The organism is Helicobacter pylori (genome assembly GCF_003638305.1).
Taxonomy (GTDB): domain Bacteria; phylum Campylobacterota; class Campylobacteria; order Campylobacterales; family Helicobacteraceae; genus Helicobacter; species Helicobacter pylori_DJ.
Genome location: NZ_MVYP01000006.1, coordinates 1 through 21214 on the forward strand (window position 1 = coordinate 1; position 21214 = coordinate 21214).

The 21214-nt window shown below is 38.9% G+C and carries 24 protein-coding genes; 22 read left to right on the top strand and 2 right to left on the bottom strand.

Annotated features, from left to right (window positions below; all coding sequences use genetic code 11):
• The 15 genes from EAL04_RS03600 to EAL04_RS03670 all read left to right on the top strand — a co-directional run.
• On the top strand, positions 1-668 hold a 668-nt coding region (locus EAL04_RS03600; RefSeq protein WP_120973461.1), incomplete at its 5' end, for an energy transducer TonB.
• Between the two features lie 3 nt (positions 669-671).
• Positions 672-1691 (top strand): dihydroorotase, encoded by a 1020-nt coding sequence (pyrC, locus tag EAL04_RS03605; RefSeq protein ID WP_120973329.1) that lies wholly within the window; start codon positions 672-674, stop codon positions 1689-1691.
• Positions 1667-2785, top strand: a complete 1119-nt coding sequence (locus EAL04_RS03610) for a 3-deoxy-d-manno-octulosonic acid hydrolase subunit 2 (RefSeq protein ID WP_120973331.1) — start codon at positions 1667-1669, stop codon at positions 2783-2785. Before pyrC ends, EAL04_RS03610 begins: the two co-directional genes overlap by 25 nt.
• 6 nt (positions 2786-2791) lie before the next feature.
• A complete protein-coding gene (locus EAL04_RS03615) occupies positions 2792-3367 on the top strand; it encodes a 3-deoxy-d-manno-octulosonic acid hydrolase subunit 1 (protein WP_120973333.1) in 576 nt (191 codons plus the stop codon).
• Positions 3351-5396 carry an LTA synthase family protein gene (locus EAL04_RS03620; RefSeq protein ID WP_120973335.1) on the top strand — a complete coding sequence of 682 codons (2046 nt, stop codon included), beginning with the start codon at positions 3351-3353 and terminating at the stop codon, positions 5394-5396. The genes EAL04_RS03615 and EAL04_RS03620 overlap by 17 nt, the downstream gene beginning before the upstream one ends.
• Before the next feature lie 80 nt (positions 5397-5476).
• Entirely contained in the window at positions 5477-6349 is an 873-nt protein-coding gene (gene folD, locus EAL04_RS03625; protein WP_205585778.1) for a bifunctional methylenetetrahydrofolate dehydrogenase/methenyltetrahydrofolate cyclohydrolase FolD, read from the top strand.
• Positions 6349-7221 (top strand): signal peptidase I, encoded by an 873-nt coding sequence (gene lepB / locus EAL04_RS03630; protein ID WP_120973339.1) that lies wholly within the window; start codon positions 6349-6351, stop codon positions 7219-7221. The genes folD and lepB overlap by 1 nt, the downstream gene beginning before the upstream one ends.
• Before the next feature lie 8 nt (positions 7222-7229).
• The gene (locus EAL04_RS03635; protein ID WP_120973341.1) at positions 7230-7928 is read left to right on the top strand and encodes a site-2 protease family protein; all 699 of its coding nucleotides are present in this window, start codon (positions 7230-7232) and stop codon (positions 7926-7928) included.
• A 20-nt stretch (positions 7929-7948) separates the two neighbouring features.
• Positions 7949-8410 (top strand): ribose 5-phosphate isomerase B, encoded by a 462-nt coding sequence (rpiB, locus tag EAL04_RS03640; RefSeq protein ID WP_001039831.1) that lies wholly within the window; start codon positions 7949-7951, stop codon positions 8408-8410.
• Between the two features lie 44 nt (positions 8411-8454).
• On the top strand, positions 8455-8787 hold the full coding sequence (locus EAL04_RS03645) for a hypothetical protein (RefSeq protein ID WP_000495089.1): 333 nt from the start codon (positions 8455-8457) through the stop codon (positions 8785-8787).
• 61 nt (positions 8788-8848) lie between these two features.
• Positions 8849-9388 carry an adenine phosphoribosyltransferase gene (gene apt / locus EAL04_RS03650; RefSeq protein ID WP_001006106.1) on the top strand — a complete coding sequence of 180 codons (540 nt, stop codon included), beginning with the start codon at positions 8849-8851 and terminating at the stop codon, positions 9386-9388.
• 14 nt (positions 9389-9402) lie between these two features.
• On the top strand, positions 9403-9981 hold the full coding sequence (locus EAL04_RS03655; RefSeq protein WP_000393402.1) for a DedA family protein: 579 nt from the start codon (positions 9403-9405) through the stop codon (positions 9979-9981).
• A 47-nt stretch (positions 9982-10028) separates the two neighbouring features.
• Positions 10029-11519: a leucyl aminopeptidase gene (locus tag EAL04_RS03660; RefSeq protein WP_120973343.1), complete on the top strand. Its 1491-nt coding sequence runs from the start codon at positions 10029-10031 to the stop codon at positions 11517-11519.
• Position 11520: 1 nt separating this feature from the next.
• Positions 11521-12621, top strand: a complete 1101-nt coding sequence (gene ychF / locus EAL04_RS03665; protein ID WP_120973345.1) for a redox-regulated ATPase YchF — start codon at positions 11521-11523, stop codon at positions 12619-12621.
• 29 nt (positions 12622-12650) lie between these two features.
• Positions 12651-13523, top strand: coding sequence for a radical SAM/SPASM domain-containing protein (locus EAL04_RS03670; protein ID WP_162982480.1), 873 nt, complete (start codon positions 12651-12653; stop codon positions 13521-13523).
• 356 nt (positions 13524-13879) lie between these two features.
• On the opposite strand, the gene EAL04_RS03675 is transcribed toward EAL04_RS03670, so the two are convergent.
• Positions 13880-14929 (bottom strand): AI-2E family transporter, encoded by a 1050-nt coding sequence (locus EAL04_RS03675; protein WP_000647337.1) that lies wholly within the window; start codon positions 14927-14929, stop codon positions 13880-13882.
• Between the two features lie 114 nt (positions 14930-15043).
• Between EAL04_RS03675 and dapF the strand changes: the two genes are divergently transcribed.
• Both dapF and EAL04_RS03685 read left to right on the top strand, forming a co-directional pair.
• Entirely contained in the window at positions 15044-15880 is an 837-nt protein-coding gene (gene dapF, locus EAL04_RS03680; RefSeq protein WP_120973347.1) for a diaminopimelate epimerase, read from the top strand.
• 96 nt (positions 15881-15976) lie between these two features.
• Positions 15977-16624 carry a YkgB family protein gene (locus tag EAL04_RS03685; protein WP_001148267.1) on the top strand — a complete coding sequence of 216 codons (648 nt, stop codon included), beginning with the start codon at positions 15977-15979 and terminating at the stop codon, positions 16622-16624.
• Between the two features lie 23 nt (positions 16625-16647).
• Here EAL04_RS03685 and EAL04_RS03690 read toward each other — a convergent pair whose 3' ends face one another.
• Positions 16648-16893 (bottom strand): ribbon-helix-helix domain-containing protein, encoded by a 246-nt coding sequence (locus EAL04_RS03690; protein WP_000418870.1) that lies wholly within the window; start codon positions 16891-16893, stop codon positions 16648-16650.
• Positions 16894-17064: 171 nt separating this feature from the next.
• On the opposite strand from EAL04_RS03690, the gene EAL04_RS03695 reads away from it, so the two are divergent.
• The 5 genes from EAL04_RS03695 to EAL04_RS03715 all read left to right on the top strand — a co-directional run bounded on the left by EAL04_RS03695 (position 17065) and on the right by EAL04_RS03715 (position 21213).
• Positions 17065-18315: a hypothetical protein gene (locus EAL04_RS03695; RefSeq protein WP_120973349.1), complete on the top strand. Its 1251-nt coding sequence runs from the start codon at positions 17065-17067 to the stop codon at positions 18313-18315.
• A 100-nt stretch (positions 18316-18415) separates the two neighbouring features.
• Positions 18416-18628, top strand: a complete 213-nt coding sequence (rpsU, locus tag EAL04_RS03700; RefSeq protein WP_001117785.1) for a 30S ribosomal protein S21 — start codon at positions 18416-18418, stop codon at positions 18626-18628.
• 38 nt (positions 18629-18666) lie between these two features.
• Positions 18667-19410: a 3-oxoacyl-ACP reductase FabG gene (gene fabG, locus EAL04_RS03705; protein ID WP_001160863.1), complete on the top strand. Its 744-nt coding sequence runs from the start codon at positions 18667-18669 to the stop codon at positions 19408-19410.
• 225 nt (positions 19411-19635) lie between these two features.
• A complete protein-coding gene (gene acpP / locus EAL04_RS03710) occupies positions 19636-19872 on the top strand; it encodes an acyl carrier protein (protein WP_120973351.1) in 237 nt (78 codons plus the stop codon).
• A gap of 102 nt (positions 19873-19974) precedes the next feature.
• A complete protein-coding gene (locus EAL04_RS03715; protein ID WP_120973353.1) occupies positions 19975-21213 on the top strand; it encodes a beta-ketoacyl-ACP synthase II in 1239 nt (412 codons plus the stop codon).
• Position 21214 lies beyond the last annotated feature (1 nt).

A 21214-nucleotide genomic window follows, 5' to 3' on the forward strand; every position in this document is an offset into this window, starting at 1 on the left:
CTCCACCCACACCCCCAACTCCGCCAACCCCACCAAAACCCATAGAAAAGCCAAAGCCTGAGCCTAAACCAAAGCCCAAACCAGAACCCAAAAAGCCCAACCACAAACATAAGGCTCTTAAAAAAGTGGAAAAAGTGGAAGAGAAAAAAGTAGTAGAGGAGAAAAAAGAAGAGAAAAAAGTAGCAGAACAAAAAGTAGAGCAGAAAAAAATAGAAGAGAAAAAACCTGTCAAAAAAGAATTTGACCCTAACCAGCTTTCTTTCTTGCCTAAAGAAGTTGCGCCACCCAGAAAAGAAAATAATAAAGGCTTGGATAACCAAACCAGAAGGGATATTGATGAATTGTATGGCGAAGAATTTGGGGATTTAGGCACAGCCGAAAAAGATTTCATCAGGAATAATTTAAGGGATATTGGGCGCATCACGCAAAAGTATTTAGAATACCCTCAAGTAGCGGCTTATTTAGGGCAAGACGGGACGAATGCGGTAGAGTTTTACTTGCACCCTAACGGCGATATTACCGATCTTAAAATCATCATTGGCTCTGAATACAAAATGCTTGATGACAACACTTTAAAGACCATTCAGATCGCTTATAAGGATTACCCACGCCCCAAAACTAAAACCCTCATTCGCATTAGAGTGCGCTATTACTTGGGAGGCAATTAAAAAATGGAAATCACGCTTTTTGACCCCATAGACGCCCACTTGCATGTGCGAGAAAACGCGCTTTTAAAAGCGGTGTTAAGATATTCTAGCGAGCCTTTTAGCGCTGCAGTGATCATGCCAAACCTCAGTAAGCCCTTGATTGACACTCCGATCACCCTTGAATATAAAGAAGAAATTTTAAAAAATTCTTCAAACTTCAAGCCTTTAATGAGTTTGTATTTTAACGATGGTTTGACTTTAGAAGAATTGCAACGCGCTCACGAAAAAGGCATTAAATTTTTAAAACTCTACCCCAAAGGCATGACCACAAACGCGCAAAACGGCACTTCGGATTTGTTGGGTGAAAAGACTTTAGAGGTTTTAGAAAACGCCCAAAAATTAGGCTTTATTTTATGCGTCCATGCAGAACAAGCCGGGTTTTGTTTGGATAAAGAATTTTTATGCCATAGCGTTTTAGAAACTTTCGCCCTTTCATTCCCCAAACTCAAAATCATTATAGAGCATTTGAGCGATTGGCGCAGTATCGCTTTGATTGAAAAGCATGACAACCTCTATGCGACTTTGACTTTACACCATATCAGCATGACCTTAGATGATTTATTAGGGGGGAGTTTGAACCCGCATTGTTTTTGCAAACCTTTAATCAAAACCAAAAAAGACCAAGAAAGGCTTTTGTCCCTTGCTTTAAAAGCCCACCCTAAAATCTCTTTTGGCTCTGATAGCGCTCCGCATTTTGTCTCTAAAAAGCATAGCGCTAACATCCCGGCGGGCATCTTTTCTGCCCCTATTTTGTTGCCTGCGTTGTGCGAACTTTTTGAAAAACACAACGCTTTAGAAAACTTGCAAGCCTTTATCAGCGATAACGCTAAAAAAATCTACGCGCTAGACAATTTGCCTAATAAAAAAGCGCGTTTGTCTAAAAAACCTTTTATAGTCCCTACACACACGCTTTGTTTGAATGAAAAAATTGCTATCTTAAGAGGGGGCGAAACGCTATCTTGGAACCTTCAAGAAATCGCCTAAAACATGCCGCCTTTTTTGTGGGGCTTTTTATCGTTTTATTTTTAATTATAATGAAGCGCCAAACCCCCCCCTATGCTTTCATGCATAATCAAACCCTTGTTACTCAAACCCCCACCTATTTCACACAACTCACTATCCCTAAACCAAATGACGCTTTAAGCGTGCATGCGAGCTCTTTAATCGGCTTGCCTAACGACAATCTTTTGAGTGCTTATTTTAGCGGCACTAAAGAAGGGGCAAGGGATGTGAAAATCAGTGCGAATCTTTTTGACAGCAAGACTAATCGCTGGAGCGAAGCCTTCATTATTTTAACCAAAGAAGAGCTTTCTCATCATTCGCATGAATACATCAAAAAACTAGGTAACCCCTTGCTTTTCTTGCATGACGATAAAATTTTGTTATTTGTGGTAGGGGTGAGCATGGGCGGGTGGGCTACTTCTAAAATCTATCAACTTGAAAGCGCTTTAGAGCCGATTCATTTTAAGTTTGCGCGAAAGCTCTCTTTAAGCCCTTTTTTAAACTTGAGCCATTTGATAAAAAATAAACCTTTAAACACCACTGATGGCGGGTTTGTGCTACCGCTCTATCACGAATTAGCCACCCAATACCCCTTGTTGTTGAAATTTGATAAACAAAATAACCCACGAGAACTTTTAAGGCCTAATACCCTAAACCACCAGCTCCAGCCAAGCCTAACCCCCTTTAAAGACTGCGCTGTCATGGCGTTTAGAAACCATTCTTTTAAAGATAGCCTCATGCTAGAAACCTGTAAAACACCCACCGCTTGGCAAAAACCCACGCTCACGAATTTGAAAAACTTGAATGACGCTTTGAATTTGATCAATTTAAACAAAGAATTGTATTTGATCCACAACCCTAGCGATTTATCACTGCGTCGTAAAGAACTCTGGCTTTCTAAATTAGAAAACCCAAACTCGTTTAAAACCTTAAAAGTTTTAGACAAAGCCAATGAAGTGAGTTACCCAAGCTATAGTCTTAATTCTCATTTTATAGATATTGTCTATACCTACAACCGCTCTCATATCAAACACATCCGTTTCAATATGGCTTATTTAAATTCCCTTCTCAAGTAATCAATCATGTTTATATATTCTTCTTACACGCTGAGTTTTGTATGGGTTTTTTTAATTTTCTTTTTTTTCAAAAATAAGCCATTGGGTTTGAGGTTTTCGCTCTCTTTTATAAGCGTGATTTTAAGCAATATCACTTTTAAAGACTCTCTATCGCTCAATGAATTTTTAAGCAGTTTTACAGCCCCCTTAAGCCCTTTTAGCTGTCTTTTAATCCTTGCTTATGTGAGTTTTTCTTGTCATATGCTCAAAAAACCCCCTTTAGAAACTTTGTTATCTTATAGCGTCATTCTGTTTTTCAATCTGTTGCTTTTGACAGATATTTTAGGGTTTTTGCCTTTTTCAATCTATCATCATTTCATGGCTTCTCTGATTTTTAGCGCGCTTTTTTGCGGCAGTTTGTTTTTGAGCAGCCCCTTATTAGGTGTAATCGCTTTAGTAGCGTTATCCAGTTCGCTTTTGATGCATTCTAATTTTCAAATATTAGATTCTTTATTGGATTTCCCCTTGCTTCTTTTTGTCTTTTTTAAGACTTTATATCTTGTTAAAAAAGGTTGTATTAACGCTTATGAAACCCTTATCTAATGCCCTATTTTCGCTCTTTTTAAAAGGTTTTTATTTCACCTTTTTCATGAGCTTGTTGTTTGTGTTCAATCGTATCGGCTTTATCCTTTATACTGGCTATTATAAGCATGCCTTAAAAAACCCTATTTTTGATGAAATCATCAAAACCCTATTCAATGGGGCAAGATACGATAATCGTGTGGTCTCAAGCTTAGCGATTCTTTTTATCCTCATCGGGTTATTGGGGTTATTTATCCCTAAACACCAAACCAGAATGCTTAATATTATGGCGTGTTTTTCTATCGCTATTATCCTGTTTTTAAATATTGCTAACATTGTTTATTATGGCATTTATGGGAATGTGTTTGATGAAAATTTATTGGAATTTTTGCATGAAGACACGCTCACGATTTTAAAAATGAGTGGGGAATACCCTATTTTTTCTAGTTTTTCACTTTTTGTAATCCTTAGCGTTTTAATTTCTTTTATCTATTTCAAACTCCAAAACGCCCTTTTTAAGCCCACAAATGTTTATCAAACCACCAAACCCCTTAAAACTTTCATTTTATTTGTGCTTTTTTCGCTCACGCAAATGTTTTACATTAACGCGCAATTGAGCTTTGTTGGCACATCTTTAGATCTCAGCATAGAGCCAGCCAAAGATCCTTTTTTAATGAAAATTACCCCTGGGGCGTTTCGCAACCTTTATCTTTTGGCGCGCAATTACAGACAAAGCCATAACCTTAAATTCAGCGATTTTGCTAAAGAAACGCCTTTAGAAGTGGCGAAAAATTATTTCAATCTTAAAGAGAACCCCCAAAACAACCTCTATGAGTTGCTTTCTCAGACAAGCCACAACAACTCCAATCAAACCATTCAACATGTTTTTTATATCGTTTCAGAGTCCCTAAGTTCATGGCATTTTGATAAAAAATTTGATTCCATAGGACTAACGAGCGCTTTACAAGACTTGGTTAAAAAAGAGCATGCCCACATGCTTTCTGCTTTTATTGAAGGCGCCCCACGGACCGTTAAAAGCCTAGATGTTCAGATCACAGGCTTACCCTATATTAATGATAATAACTTAGTCAATTCAGGGGTGATCCTCCCTAGCTTTCCTATGGCGATTGGCAATATCACAAAAACTTTAGGTTATAAAAACAACTTTTATTATGGAGGCAGCGGGATTTGGAATAAATTAACCAGTTTCACCAAAAAACAAGGTTTTCACGCCCTTTATTTTAACAATCACCTCTTAGAATTTGTTAAAAACAAGCCCTACCCTAAGCCCATAGAGAGCAACTGGGGAGTGCATGATAATATTTTATTTGACTATATTTTAGAAAACACCAACCCCCATGAAAAAACTTTCAGCATGGTCATGACTTTAAGCAACCATGCGATCAAAAATGTGAATCTCAAAGCCTTTGGCGTGCCTTTAGAAAAAATCCAACAATTTGTGGGAAAAACCCCCAAATCAGAAAATCTACCGGACGCTAATTCGTTAGGGCATATTTACTGGTATGACAAAGTAATAGTCAATTTCATCAAAAAAGCCAGCCAAAAATTCCCTAACTCGCTTTTTATTATCACAGGAGATCATTTTGACAGGAGCTATGAATACGCTAAAAACGATTTGTATATCATTAAATCCGTGCCGCTTATTTTATATGCCCCCACTTTAAAGCCTAAAAAAATCAGTCAGGTCGGATCGCATTTAGACATCGCTCCTACGATTATTGAATTAATCGCTCCTAAAGGTTTTCAATTTGTGAGTTTTGGGAAGCCTTTATTTTCTAACAATACAACAAACCCCCCAAGCCACCCCAATTACGCGCTAGGCTATGAAGCGATCGCTACCCAAGATTATTTTTATAACCCGAGTTTGGGGTTAAGGTATTTGAATGAAAGCCCTAAAGAGCCAAAGGATAAACAAAACGACAAGAAACAAAACGACAAAATAGAAGCTTCTAAATTTTACCAACAATTAGAATCCTTAAAAGCTCTTAGTTTCTACTTGCTTTATCATGGGGCTAATCTTAAAGATTGACAAACTGAGTTTTTAATTCCCTTAAACGCATGATTTTTGCTACAATAGTAGGATTTTAATTATATAAAGGATAAATGGGCATGCCAAATAGGGGCGTTGTTTTATTAGACGGGCAAGCGCTAGCTTATGATATAGAAAAAGATTTGAAACATAAAATCCAAACAATAACCGTGCAAACGCATAAACGCCCCAAACTAGCCGTGATTTTAGTGGGAAAAGACCCTGCGAGTATCACTTATGTCAATATGAAGATCAAAGCATGCGAAAGGGTGGGCATGGATTTTGACTTAAAAACCCTCCAAGAAAATATTACTGAAGCCAAATTGCTGTCCTTGATTAAAGATTACAATACCGATCAAAATATTTCAGGCGTTTTAGTCCAGCTCCCTTTGCCCAGACACATTGATACTAAAATGATTTTAGAAGCCATTGACCCCAGTAAAGATGTGGATGGTTTCCACCCCCTTAATATCGGCAAACTCTGCACCCAAAAAGAATCGTTTCTGCCAGCCACCCCTATGGGCGTGATGCATCTTTTAGAGCATTATCACATTGAAATCAAGGGCAAGGATGTGGCGATTATTGGGGCGAGCAATATCATTGGAAAACCTTTAAGCATGCTCATGTTAAACGCTGGGGCTAGCGTGAGCGTGTGCCATATTTTGACTAAAGACATTAGTTTTTACACCCAAAACGCTGATATTGTCTGCGTGGGCGTGGGTAAGCCTGATTTGATTAAAGCGAGCATGTTAAAAAAAGGGGCTGTAGTGGTGGATATTGGGATCAATCATTTGAATGACGGGCGTATCGTGGGCGATGTGGATTTTACCAACGCGCAAAAAGTCGCCGGTTTTATCACCCCTGTGCCTAAAGGCGTGGGGCCTATGACGATCGTTTCGCTTTTAGAAAACACTCTAATCGCTTTTGAAAAACAACAAAGGAAGGGATTTTAATGAAATTTTTACGCTCTGTTTATGCTTTTTGCTCCAGTTGGGTGGGGACGATTGTTATTGTGCTATTGGTTATCTTTTTTGTCGCGCAAGCCTTTATCATTCCCTCTCGCTCTATGGTAGGCACGCTCTATGAGGGTGATATGCTCTTTGTCAAAAAGTTTTCTTACGGCATACCCATTCCTAAAATCCCATGGATTGAGCTTCCTGTTATGCCTGATTTTAAAAATAACGGGCATTTGATAGAGGGGGATCGCCCCAAGCGTGGCGAAGTGGTGGTGTTTATCCCTCCCCATGAAAAAAAATCTTACTATGTCAAAAGGAATTTTGCCATTGGAGGCGATGAGGTGCTATTCACTAATGAGGGGTTTTATTTGCACCCTTTTGAGAGCGGCAACGATAAAAATTATATTGCTAAACATTACCCAGATGCCATGACTAAAGAATTTATGGGTAAAATTTTTGTTTTAAACCCTTATAAAAATAAGCATCCGGGTATCCATTACCAAAAAGACAATGAAACCTTCCATTTAATGGAGCAGTTAGCCACTCAAGGTGCAGAAGCTAATATCAGCATGCAACTCATTCAAATGGAGGGCGAAAAGGTGTTTTATAAGAAAATCAATCACGATGAATTTTTCATGATCGGCGATAATAGAGATAATTCTAGCGACTCGCGCTTTTGGGGGAGTGTGGCTTATAAAAATATCGTGGGTTCGCCATGGTTTGTTTATTTCAGTTTGAGTTTAAAAAATAGCTTGGAAATGGATGCGGAAAATAACCCTAAAAAACGCTATCTGGTGCGTTGGGAACGCATGTTTAAAAGCGTTGAAGGCTTAGAAAAAATCATTAAAAAAGAAAAAACAACGCATTAAGGTTTTTTGTGCAATTTTTTGATTTCTCCCTAGAAAGTTTTATTACCACCTTAATGAAAATCCTAGCCCTTTTGATCGCTATCATAGGGCATGAGATCATGCATGGCTTGAGCGCGTTTTTATTCGGGGATAGGAGTGCGAAAGACGCCAAGCGTTTGAGTTTAAACCCTATCAGGCATTTAGACATGATAGGTTCGGTGCTTTTACCGGCTCTGTTACTCATTTTTCAAGCCCCCTTTTTATTTGGGTGGGCCAAACCGGTGCCTGTGGATATGCGCTGTATTGTCTCTCAAAAAGGCTCTCTAGCATGCGTAGTGGTGAGTTTAGCCGGGGTGATCTATAATTTCACTCTGGCCGTTCTGCTCGCTTTCATCACGCATTGGAGCTTCCAAAAACTAGGGATCAACGCTTTAAGCGTTGATGAGTTGAATCTTTATCAGCTTGCGTTAGTAACCTTTCTCATTCAAGGCATTCTTTATAATCTTGTCTTGGGCGTTTTCAATAGCCTCCCTATCCCGCCCTTAGACGGCTCCAAAGCGTTAAGCTTTTTAGCGTTACATTTTAAAAGCGCGTTTTTATTGGAATGGTTTTCTAAAATGGAACGCTACGGCTTGTTGATTGTGTTAGTATTCTTATTTATCCCCCCTTTATCGGAGTTTTTTATCCATGCACCCACAAGATTTTTATTTTCCTTACTCCTTTCTTAATCTTTTATCAAGGAGAGCTGATGAATAAGCCCTTAAATACCGCTCAAGTTTTTATAGGCAGCGATCATGCAGGGTTACATCTTGCAGAATTTGTTAAACATTTTTTAGAAGACAAGCGTTTTAAGATCCAAGCTTTTTTACCCACTATGAGGGTGGATTACCCTGATTACGCCAAATTAGTGTGCCAAAAGGTCTTAGAAAATCCGCAAAGCTATGGCATTTTAGTGTGCGCCACAGGGATAGGCATGAGCATGGGCGCTAATCGCTTTAAGGGTATTAGAGCCGCTTTGTGCCTTGATGCTTACATGGCTAAAATGACTCGCTTGCACAATAACGCCAATGTCTTGTGCTTGGGCGAAAAAATTAGCGGTATCGGCGTAGCAGAAAGCATTTTGGAAGCGTTTTTCTCTACAGAATTTGAACAAGGCCGTCATGTGTTGCGTATCCAAAAGCTAGATGAATCGCTGAAATCATCAACCTAATATAGTATAATTACATCGTTTCGCTAAAAGGATATTTTAATAGAATGTTTACCCAATGGTTTATCATCACTATCGCTATTGTTTTTATCCTTTATATGGGCGTGCGCACTTTCTTTTTTAAAACCGTGGCTAAACGGCAAGAACGCACCAATGCGTCCATGAAGCTCACCTTACAAGAAGCTGAAATTTTGATCCAAAAACACCAGTTGCAACTCCAAAGAGCTTTGGGTAATATTGATATTCTTACCCAAGAAATGAGCTCGTTAAAAACAGAACTGAAAGCCCTTAAACAGCGCAATTCTGAATACAAAGGCGAATCGGATAAATATAAAAATCGTATTAAAGAATTGGAGCAAAAAATAGAAGCTCTCCTTTAAAAACGCTATAATAAACCAAAATTCTACAACCAATCCGTTATATTAGATAGAGGATATCAAAATGAATGAAACGCTCAAAGAAGAACTTTTACAAAGTATCAGAGAAGTGAAAGACTACCCTAAAAAAGGGATTTTATTCAAAGACATTACCACGCTACTCAACTACCCTAAACTCTTTAACAAACTCATTGACGCGCTCAAAAAACGCTATCTCGCTCTCAATATAGACTTTATCGTGGGCATTGAAGCGAGAGGGTTTATTTTAGGCTCTGCTTTAGCTTATGCGCTTGGGGTGGGTTTTGTGCCTGTGAGGAAAAAGGGCAAACTCCCTGCGCACACCTTGTCTCAAAGCTACAGCCTAGAATACGGGAGCGATAGCATAGAAATCCACTCTGACGCTTTTAGGGGAATTAAGGGGGTAAGGGTGGTGTTGATTGATGATTTATTAGCCACTGGAGGCACAGCTTTAGCGAGTCTTGAGCTTATCAAAGCCCTACAAGCTGAATGCATAGAAGCATGCTTTTTGATAGGGTTAAAAGAATTACCGGGTATCCAACTTTTAGAAGAACGCGTGAAAACCTTTTGTTTGTTAGAATGCTAGGATAAGGGTGAATTTTGGAAGAATACATCATTGATTTGTGGAATCAGCATGCAGCGACTTGGGGGTATCTCATTTTATTTGGGTGGAGCATTTTAGAAGGCGAAATTGGGTTGATTTTAGCAGGGATTGCCAGCTATACCGGTCATATGCATTTAGGGTTAGCCATTTTAGTCGCAGGGATTGGGGGCTTTGTGGGGGATCAGATCTATTTTTACATCGGCCGCACCAATAAAGCTTACATCCAAAAAAAGCTAGAAAAACAACGCCGAAAACTAGCCCTAGCCCATTTATTGTTGCAAAAACACGGCTGGTTTATCATTTTTATCCAACGCTACATGTATGGCATGCGTACCATCATTCCCATTAGTATAGGCCTCACGCGCTATAGCGCTTTAAAATTCGCTATCATCAATCTCATTAGCGCGATGGTGTGGGCGAGCATTACCATTATTCTAGCGTGGTATTTAGGAGAAGAGTTATTGCATGCGTTAGAGTGGCTTAAAAAACACCCTTATGCGCTAATATTACTATTAGTATCTTTCTTGGCGTTAGTGCTGTGGTATTTCCAATACTATAGTAAGAAAAACCGCTAGAGTGCAATACAATTCTTGAAAGATATGAAATTAAAGAAGGAGACTTTATGTTAAAAATCAAATTAGAAAAAACCACTTTTGAAAACGCAAAAGCTGAATGCGGTTTAGTTTTTATTGTCAATAAGGATTTTAGCCACGCTTGGGTCAAAAATAAAAAATTGCTAGAAACCTTTAAATACGAAGGCGAAGGCGTATTTTTAGACCAAGAAAATAAAATCCTGTATGTGGGCGTTAAAGAAGATGATGTGCATTTATTAAGAGAGAGTGCGTGTTTAGCCGTTCGCACCCTTAAGAAACTCGCTTTTAAAAGCGTTAAAGTGGGCGTTTATACTTGTGGCGCACATTCTAAAGATAACGCACTTTTAGAAAACTTGAAAGCGCTGTTTTTGGGCTTGAAATTGGGTTTGTATGAATACGACACCTTTAAATCCAACAAAAAAGAAAGCGTTTTAAAAGAAGTCATTGTCGCTTTAGAATTGCACAAACCTTGCGAAAAAACTTGCGCGAATTCTTTAGAAAAGAGCGCTAAAGAAGCTTTAAAATACGCTGAAGTCATGACAGAAAGCTTGAATATCGTTAGAGATCTAGTCAATACCCCTCCTATGATTGGCACCCCGGTTTATATGGCTGAAGTGGCGCAAAAAGTGGCTAAAGAAAACCATTTAGAAATCCATGTCCATGATGAAAAATTTTTAGAAGAAAAGAAAATGAACGCCTTTTTAGCGGTCAATAAAGCCTCTCTCGCTGTCAATCCCCCTCGCTTGATCCACTTAGTTTATAAGCCTAAAAAAGCGAAGAAAAAAATCGCTTTAGTGGGCAAGGGCTTGACTTATGATTGCGGAGGGTTGAGCTTGAAACCGGCCGATTACATGGTTACCATGAAAGCGGATAAAGGCGGTGGCTCTGCGGTGATTGGGCTTTTAAACGCGTTAGCTAAACTGGGCGTGGAAGCTGAAGTGCATGGCATTATTGGGGCTACAGAAAACATGATAGGTCCGGCTGCTTATAAACCAGATGATATTTTGATCTCTAAAGAAGGCAAAAGCATAGAGGTCCGTAATACTGACGCTGAAGGGCGTTTGGTCTTGGCGGATTGTTTGAGCTACGCTCAAGATTTAAGCCCTGATGTGATCGTGGATTTTGCAACCCTTACTGGGGCATGCGTTGTGGGCTTAGGCGAATTCACTTCAGCGATCATGGGGCATAATGAAGAGTTAAAAAACCTCTTTGAAACTTCAGGGTTAGAATCCGGCGAATTGTTAGCCAAACTCCCCTTTAACCGCCATTTGAAGAAATTGATTGAATCTAAAATCGCTGATGTGTGTAATATTTCTTCTTCGCGCTATGGCGGTGCGATCACTGCGGGCTTGTTTTTGAATGAATTTATTAGAGATGAGTTTAAAGATAAGTGGCTACACATTGACATTGCAGGCCCTGCTTATGTGGAAAAAGAATGGGATGTGAATAGCTTTGGAGCGAGTGGGGCTGGCGTGAGAGCTTGCACAGCTTTTGTGGAAGAGCTTTTGAAAAAGGCTTGAAATGGGCTTGTCTGTAGGCATTGTGGGTTTGCCTAATGTGGGCAAATCCAGCACCTTTAACGCACTCACTAAAACCCAAAACGCCCAAAGTGCGAATTACCCTTTTTGCACCATTGAACCCAATAAAGCCATTGTGAATGTGCCTGACAGGCGGCTTGATGCGTTGGCTCAAATCGTAAAGCCTGAACGCATTTTGCATTCTGTGGTGGAATTTGTGGATATTGCCGGATTGATTAAGGGAGCGAGCAAGGGGGAGGGTTTGGGCAATCAGTTTTTAGCCAATATCAAGGAATGCGAAGTGATCTTGCAAGTGGTGCGCTGTTTTGAAGATGACAATATCGCGCATGTGAACGATAAAATTGACCCTTTGAATGATATAGAGACCATTGAATTGGAGTTGATTTTAGCGGACATTGCCACTTTAGACAAAAGGATCGATCGCTTGCAAAAAGCCCTAAAAAGCTCAAAAGACGCTAAAAATCTTTTGGAATGCGCTTTGAATTTAAAAACGCATTTAGAAGAATTAAAACCGGCGAAAACTTTCCCCTTGAATACAAGCGAGACTTTTTTGGAATTGGACAAGGAATTGCGTTTTTTATCCCATAAAAAAATGATCTATGTCGCTAATGTGGGCGAAGAAGATTTAAATATTCTCAATGAGCATGCCAAAAAAGTCAAAAACCATGCGAAAGCCCAAAATAGCGAGTTTGTCGTCTTGTGTGCTAAATTAGAAGAAGAAATGGTTTCTATGAGTGGAGATGAAGTCAAAGAATTTTTACAAAGTTTGGGCGTAGAAGAAAGCGGGCTAGAAAAAACCATTCGTTTGAGTTTTAAGGAATTAGGCTTGATCAATTATTTTACCGCTGGGGTCAAGGAAGTGCGATCATGGACGATTAAAAAAGGTTCTAGCGCGCCTGTGGCTGCTGGGGTGATCCATAAGGATTTTGAAAAAGGCTTTATTAGAGCTGAAACCATCAGTTATGATGATTTTATCGCTTATAAGGGCGAAGCCGGCGCGAAAGAAAAGGGAGCGTTACGCATTGAAGGTAAGGATTATATCGTTCAAGATGGCGATGTGTTGCATTTTCGCTTCAATGTCTAGTTCTCTTCGTTACTATTTTCTCATAAGAATTGACACCCAACAAGAAACTTTTTAAAAAAATCTATATAGAATTAAGCGATATTTGCGGGTTACAATGCAGTTTTTGCCCTAACCCCAAAAATATCAGAGGCGTGATGCCTTTAGAATTATTTGAAAAAGTTTGTAAAGAAGCGGCCCCCTTAACCCCAATCATCACCTTGCATGTATTAGGCGATCCTTGCAAGCTCAAAAATTTAAACCGCTATTTAAGCACCGCTAAACGCTTTTCTTTGAAAGTGGATTTGGTTACTAGCGGGGTGTATTTGCACGATTTTGAAACGCTTTTACAAGATGTAATCTATCAAATTTCTATTTCTTTAGACGCGGGGCTAGACAATCATAACAAAATCAACCAGCACCGCTACATCCAAAAAATTTTAGAATTTTGCCGCTACAAATTTGAAAAAAATAGCGAAGTGTTTTTGAATTTACGCATTCAAGATGGCACCCTTGAAAAACACCAGAATTTGATCAAGCCTTTTTTAGAAAGCTTTGAATGCGTTTCTTTAGAGGCTCTAAAATCGCAAGGCCGCGCTCGTCTGTTTAAAAAAAGTTTTTTGAATATCCAAAAAACCTTTAAATGGCCGAATTTGAACGCCCAAAATCCTTTAAACCAAGAATCAAAAATCCCCTATTGTTACGGCTTGATCAAGCAAGTCGCTATTTTATCTAATGGTGTTGTCGTGCCGTGCTGCATGGACACGCAAGCCAATATCAACCTTGGCGATTTAAACCATACGCCCCTAAAAGATATTTTAAAGAGCCAAAAAGCTATGGCTATCAAAACCCATTTTTTAAAGGGCGAAGCGTTAGAACTTTTATGCCAAAACTGCTCCTACCCTTTGATCCGCTACAAAAAATGAAACCACTCCCTTAAGAATTAGCCCTGCTTATTCCTTGAAAAGGCTGTTATTTTTAGCGCGTTTTGTAACCCTTTCAATAGCTCGTTAGTCATTGGTTTTACAATTGTGGTGGCGTTTAGTTCGCTTCAGTAATAAACAGCGATTAAAAGCTTTTACTCTTTATATTCTTATCTTTTATGTTTGGGTTGGTGCGTTAGAATTGTCAAAATTTTAAGTGTTAAAGGACAAGTGGCTCTTTTCTTTTGTGATAGCTTGCGGGGTCGAAAAAATCGTGGGCTTCTCTTGATGCCATTCAAAAACACTAATTGACCCCACTCTTTGATTTCTACGCTTTTAGTTGTTTTGCGTTATTTCATTCAACATTCGCATGCTTTTTGATCGTTTTGGATAAAATAATTTTCATACAATCGCAATAACGCAATAAAAAACGCTGTGATAGTAGGCCCTACAATGATCCCCCAAAAACCAAATTGTGAAATCCCAGCAATCATAGAAAAGAAAATCAGCATTTCATTGATTTTAAGGGTAGTTTTAAAAATTCTTTTTTTGATGAAGACGATTAAAATTGGCTTGATCACGCTATCAATCAACACGCTAATCAATAAAATGGAATACAAAGCGATAAAAATAGCCTCATTCACATTCCCATGATAAAGCTCATAAATCGCTATAGGGATCCAAATCAAAGCCCCCCCAACAGCCGGCACCAAAGACGCTAGGCCGTATAAAATCCCTAAAGACCAGCCGTCATGCCCAAACCATACGATCATCACCCCAAACGCCACGCCCTCTAAAATAACCGTGATGAGAGAAGTTAAAAGCACGATGCGTAAAATCCCAGCCACTTCTTCAAAAATCTTTTTGCTTTGATTGATTCCAAGAGGCAAGACCCCTAAAAAATAACGATAAAATCTCTCCCCATAATAAAAAAAGAAAAACAACAGCCCCAAAATAAACAAAGCGTCTGTAATGAGTTTCAAGCTGTATCTTCCCACATAGCTGCTTATTTTCAACAAATAACCCGTGATGGAAGCGGCGCTAAAATTTTCTAAAAACTTGCTCACTCCATCATGAATGGCAGGAAAATGCGACAAATTTTCGGTGATTGTCCCTTTAAGCCATTTGATTAGGGCTGAAAATTTTTCAAAATTGATTTCAAAAATGATATTAGAACTTTTATAAACAATAAAATACAACGGCACGATCAAAACGCTCGCTAAAATTAAAACGCATAAAAACGAACTGACAACATTGAAAAAACGCTTATCTAAAAAAACTTTCACTTGAAAAAACCCCACGCACAAAAGCCCAGCGATCAATGCATCCATTAAAAAATCTTGATACAAATAGATCATCCAATAAAAACCAATCAAAAAAAGAATCCAAAAAAAATACTGAGCTTTCATGAAATTATCCCCTTAAACTGAACCAAAAATTATCAAATGTTAGCTAAAAAACGCTCTTTTAAGGATAAAAAACCTCTTTTAACTTATAATTAAAATCAAAAAGGCTTGCAATCAATGGTGTTTTACAAATATTCAGGGAGCGGGAATGATTTTTTAATCACGCAAAGCTTCAAAAAAAAAGATTTTTCCAATTTAGCCAAACAGGTGTGCCATAGGCATGAGGGTTTTGGGGCTGATGGGCTTGTGGTCGTCTTACCAAGTAAAGATTATGACTACGAATGGGATTTTTACAATTCAGACGGCTCTAAAGCTGGCATGTGTGGGAATGCGAGCCGTTGCGTGGGGTTATTTGCCTACCAACATGCTATAGCCCCTAAAGAGCATGTTTTTTTAGCCGGAAAAAGAGAGATTTCTATTCGCATAGAAGAACCCAATATTATTGAGAGCAATCTCGGTAATTATCAAATCCTAGACACCATATCCGCCTTAAGATGCAAAAAATTTTTTACTAATAACAGCGTTTTAGAAAATATCCTTACTTTCTATCTCATAGATACAGGAGTGCCGCATTTAGTAGGATTTGTGAAAAATAAAGAGTGGTTAAATTCCCTTAACACATTAGAATTAAGGGCTTTAAGGCATGCGTTTAACGCTAATATTAACATCGCTTTTATAGAAAATGAAGAGACGATTTTTTTACAAACTTATGAGAGAGGGGTTGAAGATTTCACGCTGGCTTGCGGGACAGGCATGGCAGCGGTTTTTATCGTTGCGCACCTTTTTCATAACACCCCTAAAAAAGCCACTCTCATCCCTAAAAGCAACGAATTTTTAGAGCTTTCTTTAAAAAATGATGAAATTTTTTATAAAGGAGTCGCGCGTTATATTGGCATGAGCGTTTTGGGCATGGGTGTTTTGGGCATGGGTGTTTTTGATCATCATTTCTTATAATGGTAATCAAGATGATTTTGTCGTAATTAAATATAATGCGCTATCATTTCTAGGCTGTTTTTAGCAATATAAAAAATATCCTAAAGGAATAAAACCATGCAAGCGTTAAAATCATTGCTTGAATTGATCACAAAACTCCAGAATCTAGGCGGCTATTTGATGCATATAGCTATTTTCATCATTTTTATTTGGATTGGAGGGCTTAAGTTTGTGCCGTATGAAGCTGAAGGGATCGCCCCTTTTGTGGCTAACTCCCCTTTCTTTTCTTTCATGTATAAATTTGAAAAACCCGCATACAAACAACACAAAATGTCTGAATCCCAATCCATGCAAGAAGAAATGCAAGATGACCCTAAAATCGTTGAAAACAAAGAATGGCATAAAGAAAACCGCACTTATTTAGTGGCTGAAGGTTTAGGGATCACGATTATGATCCTAGGCATTTTGGTGCTTTTAGGGCTTTGGATGCCTTTAATGGGCGTAGTTGGGGGCTTGCTTGTCGCTGGAATGACAATCACGACTCTATCTTTTTTATTCACAACGCCAGAAGTGTTTGTCAATCAGCATTTCCCATGGCTTTCTGGAGCTGGAAGGCTAGTGGTTAAAGACTTGGCGTTATTTGCTGGAGGCTTATTTGTGGCCGGATTTGATGCGAAACGCTATTTGGAGGGTAAAGGATTTTGCTTGATGGATCGCTCATCGGTAGGGATTAAAACTAAATGCTCTAGCGGGTGTTGCTCTTAAAGAGCGAATACCTTAAAGTAGGCTTAAAGCCTACTAGAAGAATCATAATTGATAGAAGAATCTTGGTTAGCACCTTTTTTGTAAATAATTGTTTTTAAAATGTGGCGTTTGACAAAGGAATTGACGCTTTCTACTTCTTCATCAGCTAGTCGTCTTAAAACATCATGCTCTTCTTTAGAGAGATAAAAAGTAACTGAAAAATTGCGTTTCAACTCATCTACAGCGACACGCTTACGACCGGGTTTTATATTTTTATTTCCTAATTCCATTAAAATTTCCTTTTTTAGTTAGTGTGTTGTAACATCATAGTGGCTATTCTAACATGAAATAAACGCCATTTTATATTAAATCTAAAGAAAAATATTTTTAGATGTGCTAGAATACCCATTTGTTACAAGATAAGCTTTTTTATCAAAAAAATGATGACATAGGGGTAACAAGTGGTGATAAACACCTTTTTAAAACATTCTTTTCTGGCTTGTTTGTTAGCGGTTAATTCTTACGCTTTTGATTGGAACATTTTTAAATACAATCTGGGTTTCAATATGTTCATCATGGACCATGAAGGCTCAACGCCTTATTGGGTCAATACTAACACCAATCTTAAAACCCGTCTAACTCCAAATTTTGGGATCCAATTTTATACAAGAGGTGTGGAGCAAAGCTTGACTGTGGGGGCGTATTTCTTTCAAAACTTCCATAACTACAGCACCAATTTTCCCTACCGTTGGGGGCCTACTATGTATTATAAGGCTAGGGGAAAACATTTTACTTTTTATGGCGGCATCTTTCCTAGAAAAAACCTCTTAGGGAGGTATGGTTTGAATGTTTTTGCCCCCTATTATTGGTTTATAGACCCCAACGCTAGAGGGTTTTTATTGCAGTTTCAAAACCATTATTCGCCTTCAAAACCCTATTATGGGCATGCGGAGTTCATGCTAGATTGGTTTGGAGGCAATTGTTACAACACTTGTAAATTTGGGAGGAACCCTTATGGGAACGCAATGGATAGGTTTCAAATGAACGGCTCTGTCGCTTATAATTTCTTTAAGGATTTATTGGGTATTGGAGGGTATTTTGTCTTGTTCCATAACGAAGACAAATACCTTTTGAATGGGGCTGATGGCATGCAATTTAATGAAAAAAAAGCGATTGATAGCAATAATATTTATCTTATGGATCGCCTTTATTTTAACGCTTACATAGGGACAAGCCTCTTAGACATCGCCCCCTTTATGGAAAAGCTCAATGCCAGTTTTGGTATGGTTTCTGAATCAAGCCGATTAAGGCAAATCCACAAAAATGTGCCTTTTATGAACAGCGTGGGCGGGCAATTTGATGTGGAGATCCAATACAAAGGCTTTGGAATACACAATTTATTTTATTTCGCTAAAACCCCAGAAATGCCTTTTTATAACCAATACCAGTATGTTGAAATGTATTGCACGCCTTCTTACTGCCCCACGCCTATTTATCGTGGCGTGCCATTCTTTCAAGCTAATTTATACAATCGTTTTGATTTTTATTATAATTGGAAAAACGACTTCGCATCCGTTCGAATCAATTTCGTGCTTAATGCGATGCGTGGGGGCTTTGATAGGAGTTTGCCTTGGTCAGAATCTTACCAAGTGTATATGACAGTCGCCTTTGATCCTTATAACCTTATTAACAAAATTGCTAGAAAAAAGTGAAAATTCTTGACAACCAGTTAATTCGTCTTATATAATGCTGTTTCATTTGTAGCCATTGTTAAGCAATGATTTTAAGCTATGGAAAAGAGGTGATAGCAGTATGCCAGGGATTAAGGTTAGAGAAGGCGATGCGTTTGATGAATCTTACAGGAGATTCAAAAAGCAAACCGATCGCAATTTGGTGGTAACAGAATGTCGTGCTAGAAGGTTCTTTGAGTCTAAAACTGAAAAACGCAAAAAACAAAAAATCAGCGCTAAAAAGAAAGTTTTAAAGCGTCTTTACATGTTAAGGCGTTATGAATCAAGACTATAAAAACTTGAACGAATTTAAAATTTAAGGATTATTGAATAATGCAATTCACAGGGAAAAATGTTCTTATTACTGGAGCTTCTAAAGGCATTGGGGCTGAAATCGCCAAAACTCTCGCTTCTATGGGGCTGAAAGTTTGGATCAATTACCGCAGTAATGCTGAAGTGGCTGATGCTTTAAAAAATGAGCTTGAAGAAAAAGGCTATAAAGCGGCTGTCATTAAATTTGACGCGACCTCTGAAAGCGATTTTGTTGAAGCGATACAAACCATTGTCCAAAGCGATGGAGGTTTGTCTTACTTGGTGAATAACGCCGGTGTGGTGCGCGATAAATTGGCGATCAAAATGAAGACAGAAGATTTTCACCATGTCATAGAAAATAACCTCACTTCAGCGTTTATAGGTTGCAGAGAGGCTTTAAAGGTGATGAGTAAGAGTCGTTTTGGGAGTGTGGTTAATGTCGCTTCTATCATTGGTGAAAGAGGCAATATGGGGCAGACAAACTACTCAGCGAGTAAGGGGGGGATGATTGCGATGAGCAAGTCCTTTGCTTATGAGGGAGCTTTAAGGAATATTCGTTTCAACTCTGTAACGCCAGGCTTTATAGAAACCGACATGAACGCTAATTTGAAAGATGAACTCAAAGCGGATTATGTTAAAAACATTCCTTTAAATAGGCTAGGGTCTGCTAAGGAAGTGGCAGAAGCGGTAGCGTTTCTTTTGAGCGATCACTCTAGTTACATCACTGGGGAGACTCTCAAAGTCAATGGCGGGCTTTATATGTAGTCCTAAACATTCTTTTAGCGATAAAAGTTTGTAAGTAGCAAAAATCATGCTAACATTATGAGGTTATTCTAAAACAAAGAGGTTATTATCAAATGGGGATTATTTACTTAATATTGTTTCTCATTGTAATTTATTTGTTGTATAGGATTTTAGATGTTTTGGAGCAAAAATAAACGCTCCAATGAATGGTTGATTTAATTTTTACAAAACAAGGGAGTTTTAATTATGGCTTTATTTGAAGATATTCAGGCAGTTATTGCTGAGCAGTTGAATGTGGATACGGTGCAAGTTACGCCAGAGGCGGAATTTGTGAAGGATTTGGGTGCAGACTCTTTAGATGTCGTGGAATTGATCATGGCGTTAGAAGAAAAGTTTAGCATTGAGATTCCTGATGAGCAAGCGGAAAAAATCGTCAATGTGGGCGATGTGGTGAAGTATATTGAGGATAATAAACTAGCTTAATCTTTTTAACTTGGAGCGTTTGTCTCCAGGTTTTAGTCAAAAATTTAGCTTTAGCTAAAATCTAGTTTTATTGAATTAAAGTTTTGAAATGAGGAGCTATTGGTGCGTCGGATTGTAGTAACTGGAATGGGGATGATCAATTCGCTAGGTTTAAATAAAGAAGATTCTTTTTTAGCGATCGCTAAAGGGGAATGCGGTATCAAAAACATAGAAAGTTTTGATGCGAGCGCGTTTCCTGTGCGTATTGCTGGAGAAATCACTGACTTTGACCCTACAGAGGTGATGAATCCCAAAGATGTTAAAAAGGCGGGTCGTTTCATTCAATTAGCCTTGAAAGCCACGAAAGAGGCGATGAAAGATAGTGGGATTTTAGACGCTCGCAATAGATGCCCTGAAGAATTGGCAAATCGCATGGGCGTAAGCTCTGGCTCTGGGATTGGCGGATTAGGCAATATTGAAGCGAATTCCATTTTTTGTTTTGAAAAAGGCCCTAGAAAAGTCAATCCCTTTTTTATCACTTCTGCGTTAGTGAATATGATTGGAGGTTTTACTTCCATTGAGTTTGGCATTAAAGGGCCTAACCTCTCTAGCGTAACGGCTTGTGCAGCAGGCACTCATGCGATTATTGAAGCCGTTAAAACCATTTTGCTCAATGGGGCTGATAAAATGCTCGTCGTGGGAGCGGAATCCACCATTTGTCCTGTAGGGATTGGCGGGTTTGCGAGCATTAAAGCCCTTTCTACAAGGAATGATGATCCCAAAAAAGCTTCAAGACCTTTTGATAAGGATCGCAATGGTTTTGTGATGGGCGAAGGCGCTGGGGCTTTGGTGCTTGAAGAATATGAGAGCGCGAAAAAAAGAGGGGCTAAAATTTACGCAGAATTTGCTGGGTATGGCGAGAGTGGCGATGCTAACCATATCACAGCCCCAGCCCCTGAGGGTGAAGGGGCTTTTAGAGCCATGAAAATGGCTTTGGAAATGGCGAAAGTGGAAGTAGGCTATGTGAACGCTCATGGGACAAGCACGCATTATAACGATTTATATGAGAGCATCGCTCTAAAAAATGTGTTTGGCTCTAAAGAAAAAGTCCCCCCTGTTAGCTCCACTAAAGGGCAGATTGGGCATTGCTTGGGCGCTGCGGGCGCGTTAGAAGCCGTTATTTCTATCATGGCCATGAATCAAGGGATCTTACCTCCTACTATCAATCAAGAAACGCCTGACCCAGAATGCGATCTGGATTATATCCCTAATGTGGCTAGAGAAAAACAAGTGGATGCGGTGATGAGTAACTCATTTGGTTTTGGTGGCACTAATGGTGTTGTGATTTTCAAAAAAGCCTAGT

Excerpts from the sequence above, each read along its gene's own strand:
- folD (WP_205585778.1), top strand. The coding sequence starts at position 5,477 with ATGCCAAATAGGGGCGTTGTTTTATTAGACGGGCAAGCGCTAGCTTAT.
- EAL04_RS03615 (WP_120973333.1), top strand. The coding sequence starts at position 2,792 with ATGTTTATATATTCTTCTTACACGCTGAGTTTTGTATGGGTTTTTTTA.
- rpsU (WP_001117785.1), top strand. The coding sequence starts at position 18,416 with ATGCCAGGGATTAAGGTTAGAGAAGGCGATGCGTTTGATGAATCTTAC.
- EAL04_RS03675 (WP_000647337.1), bottom strand. The coding sequence starts at position 14,929 with ATGAAAGCTCAGTATTTTTTTTGGATTCTTTTTTTGATTGGTTTTTAT.
- EAL04_RS03620 (WP_120973335.1), top strand. The coding sequence starts at position 3,351 with ATGAAACCCTTATCTAATGCCCTATTTTCGCTCTTTTTAAAAGGTTTT.
- fabG (WP_001160863.1), top strand. The coding sequence starts at position 18,667 with ATGCAATTCACAGGGAAAAATGTTCTTATTACTGGAGCTTCTAAAGGC.
- acpP (WP_120973351.1), top strand. The coding sequence starts at position 19,636 with ATGGCTTTATTTGAAGATATTCAGGCAGTTATTGCTGAGCAGTTGAAT.
- dapF (WP_120973347.1), top strand. The coding sequence starts at position 15,044 with ATGGTGTTTTACAAATATTCAGGGAGCGGGAATGATTTTTTAATCACG.
- ychF (WP_120973345.1), top strand. The coding sequence starts at position 11,521 with ATGGGCTTGTCTGTAGGCATTGTGGGTTTGCCTAATGTGGGCAAATCC.
- EAL04_RS03645 (WP_000495089.1), top strand. The coding sequence starts at position 8,455 with ATGTTTACCCAATGGTTTATCATCACTATCGCTATTGTTTTTATCCTT.
- EAL04_RS03685 (WP_001148267.1), top strand. The coding sequence starts at position 15,977 with ATGCAAGCGTTAAAATCATTGCTTGAATTGATCACAAAACTCCAGAAT.
- pyrC (WP_120973329.1), top strand. The coding sequence starts at position 672 with ATGGAAATCACGCTTTTTGACCCCATAGACGCCCACTTGCATGTGCGA.
- EAL04_RS03690 (WP_000418870.1), bottom strand. The coding sequence starts at position 16,893 with ATGGAATTAGGAAATAAAAATATAAAACCCGGTCGTAAGCGTGTCGCT.
- rpiB (WP_001039831.1), top strand. The coding sequence starts at position 7,949 with ATGAATAAGCCCTTAAATACCGCTCAAGTTTTTATAGGCAGCGATCAT.
- apt (WP_001006106.1), top strand. The coding sequence starts at position 8,849 with ATGAATGAAACGCTCAAAGAAGAACTTTTACAAAGTATCAGAGAAGTG.
- EAL04_RS03660 (WP_120973343.1), top strand. The coding sequence starts at position 10,029 with ATGTTAAAAATCAAATTAGAAAAAACCACTTTTGAAAACGCAAAAGCT.
- lepB (WP_120973339.1), top strand. The coding sequence starts at position 6,349 with ATGAAATTTTTACGCTCTGTTTATGCTTTTTGCTCCAGTTGGGTGGGG.